At 43.5% G+C, this 3,345-nt stretch carries 1 protein-coding gene and 1 pseudogene; one reads left to right on the top strand and one right to left on the bottom strand.

The genetic code is table 11. The annotated features are described in order from the left end of the window. Nucleotides 1-695: 695 nt before the first annotated feature. A complete protein-coding gene (gene ltrA / locus F6K53_RS35980; protein WP_293072436.1) occupies nt 696-2,561 on the bottom strand; it encodes a group II intron reverse transcriptase/maturase in 1,866 nt (621 codons plus the stop codon). Nucleotides 2,562-3,221: 660 nt separating this feature from the next. Between ltrA and F6K53_RS35975 the strand changes: the two are divergent. After that, nucleotides 3,222-3,345: pseudogene (locus tag F6K53_RS35975) on the top strand (transposase); the annotation flags it as partial.

Raw genomic sequence — 3,345 nt, 5'->3', positions numbered from 1 at the left:
GTTCGATCGCCTGAATTACTTTTTGGCGCAGGTCTTCGCTGTAAGGAAAAGGCATGACAGAAATCGGACGATAAGTGGAAGGGCTTTTCGTTTTCTTTGTCCTAACTATGATGGCGACTGCTATACTTTCCCCCAAAACCACTTCTGGTGTCAAGTCCCATTATGTTAAGAAAGATGTGACTAATGCATAGCTTTTTAAGGGGGATAATGGGGGATCCCTTTGTACCTCATGGGAAATAGAATTGCTATAAAATTCCCGGGTGCATCTCAATGCATGCTGTTTGACCTGAAAATTGTAACGGGCATCTTGCGTGGAACGGGCATCTTGCCTGTTTCAATTTTCGGGCGTGCTGTCTCAACCTGCTTGAGGATCCTTCGCGCCTCTAACACCAACGCTCTACCAGCTTCACTACACTCCCCGCGCCCCCGCCCCGCGCCCACTCCCCACACTTCCAGTCTTTTTTACAAAAATAGCAATCCGTGTAGGAATTGAGAGAATGTTTGTTCCCTACTCCCTGCTCCCTGTTCCCTGTTCCCTGTTCCCTTTGCTATATGAGATGCACCCGATCGCATCGTCATACCTTTAGAGGTATCAAGTCCCTATCGGGTAAGTCAGCGGGATTACTCCCGCTTCGTCCCCAAAGCACCGTGCGAACAAGTTTCCAAGTACACGGCGCTACCAATTCCAAAAGAACTCACTTATCATTGCCACTTCTTTTTCTAGATTTCCGGGTTTGTACCTTTTGGTTTTTGTTCCGGCTCTTGGAGGGTTTATTTATCCCAACTCTCAGCATTTCCTGTATGTTGAGATTAGTGGCACCCAAGGCATGTATGGATTGGTGACAGTCGCTGTGTAGGTAAACTAAATTTTCTGATTTATCTAGTCCACCAAAATGTTTGGGTATAATGTGATGTAAATGTAATTCATCACTAACCCCAAGGGTTTGATTGCACACAGGACAGAGATAGTTCTGTCTGTTTGCTATTTTATCCCTCCCGGTAGAGAACCTACTTCTAGCTGTTTTTTCCCTTTGTTCGCTTTTTCGTTTTTCCCAGTACTCGATTAGGTTCGGGTCGTCTGGGCTATTTTTATATTGAACTAAGGTGTGTCGCTTAATAGGTATCCATGCCAGTTTTTGTACGTATACATCTTTAAGGGATTTGTCTCCGAACACCCATTTGTCATTTCTTCCTGGACATAATTTCCCAAAGTACTTGTTATTAACCCAGTTTAAAGACTTTTTCGGGTGTCTCCGTTTCCCCCATCTGTTTAACTTCCAGTGTATATAGCTATCAACTTTTGTGAAGGTTTTTTTGGCAACTACTCCATCATGATAATTGCCCCATCCTTGAATTTTCGGATTGAGTTCTTTAATGACTTGTAATTGAGTTGCCCCTTTCAGTTTCTTGAAGGTTTCCTTCAGGGATTTTTTGAACTTGTTGATGTTTTTACTGGATGGCTTGATGAGGGTAACCAATTCCGACTTTCGTGCAGTGGTTCGATACTTGCGGAAATTCCATCCTAGGAAGTCAAATCCTTCAGTGAGGTGTCTAGTGTTGGTTTTTTCCTCCGATAGGCTCAGTCCTTTTTTGGCTAACCATTCTTGTAAGATTACCTTAGCGTTTGCTGCATCTTCTTCGGTTTCTGTTAAAACCACAAAGTCATCAGCAAAGCGGACGAATGTCCTATTGGTGATATTGTTCCATGTACCTCCGGATTTCCTTCTCTTATCGGTATTCCATTTGTATCTAATACCTAGTACCTCTTCCATCCCGTGGAGTGCAATGTTGGCCAATAGTGGACTAATTACTCCTCCTTGTGGTGTACCGGCTTCAGTGTTATAGAATACATCGCCTTCCATGTATCCTGCTTTCAGCCATTGTTTCACTAGTTTTCGGGCGGGAAAGTTTCCAATGTTTTCAAGTAGTGGTTCATGGGCAATGTTGTCAAAACATCCTGTAATGTCGGCATCCAATACCCACCATTTCTTGTTTCTTTCTCCACTAATGTTAGTGAAAATCCTTTGTCTCGCATCATGGGTACTCCTGCCAGGTCGAAACCCGTATGATGTGGGTTCAAATTTGGCTTCCCATGCAGGCTCTAGTGCATTTTTGACGATGCCTTGTATACATCTGTCAATCATGCTCGGAATTCCCAGTGGTCGTTTTTTACCATTGGATTTAGGTATGTATACACGTTTGGTCGGTATTGGGTTCCAGGCGCGATAACTTGATAGAGCATCGACCAACTCTCCCCTGAGTTTGGGATTTAATTTTGCTATTTTGTCAATTCCAGGGGTATTCTTTCCTTTGTTAAGTTGTGCTGCCTGTCTCACGGAGATGAGTATGTTGGAATAACTACGCAGCATTAGGCGTTGTAGTTTGTTCACCAATTTCCAATTACCTTCGCGAGTCGCTCGGAATATTCTACGTCTTAATTTCCTGACTGTCCTATAAGCTCTTTTCCAGTTTACGGAATGCCAATAGGTAGTTTGTTCAGTTACGATACCGTTTTCTTTTGAATTCGGTTCTATCTTTTCCATCGCAATTAAGGAAATCATCCCTATAATTTCTTTGCTTGGAATCGGCTCTGAAATTCAGCACTATGCACGAGTTGAGGGATTATCCTCTATCCAACCGGTTATACACATTTCTGTGATTTCCCGTTGACTTTCGTCTTGTTGGCCTTAGCTTGGTTCAGACTTCTACCGGACTGAGAGTTATACCTCTTCTTACGATTTGGCTACCTTATTCATCGACCTAGAATAAGGACTCAATCTCGGCTTACCCGGTTACGCACAAAGAAGATTCAAACTGTAGGTTGTCGTCTATACGCCGAGTCCATATGGGGTTCTCAGTTATTCAGTATGGAGTGAATTAACCCTTGGAGCTTTTATCCCCATTACCGCTTTTAGCAGGGATATTACTAATTACGACGCTTCAATCAACGATTCCTTTCGTCAACCTATTAGTTCTTTCCCAAACGACCTCTTATCAGGCGGTATCTGCATCGAGTTACGCATTACCCTCTAGCTGTGAGATAAAACGATTCGGGAGTATTCTAGCTTGATGCCGGATATATCCATCTCGTATTACCCCTTCGGGTGGGAACTACGCTTGAACCCTAGCCTGTATGGGAGATTACGGAATCTCCACTCCTTTGAGCGCCTTCATCGGTCGCCCCTCCACTTTTATTATAAGTGATTAGACGGACATGATATCACTTGGTACTAGTGACTAAGTTCAGAAACAATTCCCTAACAGGGGAGATGCTCGAACGCTTGGAAGACATTTTTAGGGCTACCCTAGCAAAATGGGATTGTGAACTGATTGAATTTGGGGGGG

It is taken from the genome of Moorena sp. SIO4A1, from assembly GCF_010672065.1.
In the GTDB taxonomy this organism is placed as follows: domain Bacteria; phylum Cyanobacteriota; class Cyanobacteriia; order Cyanobacteriales; family Coleofasciculaceae; genus Moorena.
Note: the sequence above shows the minus strand (reverse complement) of the source record. Positions and strands in the feature narration are given on the sequence as shown.

What these genes read in the sequence shown, in the direction of transcription:
- ltrA (WP_293072436.1), bottom strand. Translation starts at nt 2,561, where the DNA reads ATGATTTCCTTAATTGCGATGGAAAAGATAGAACCGAATTCAAAAGAA.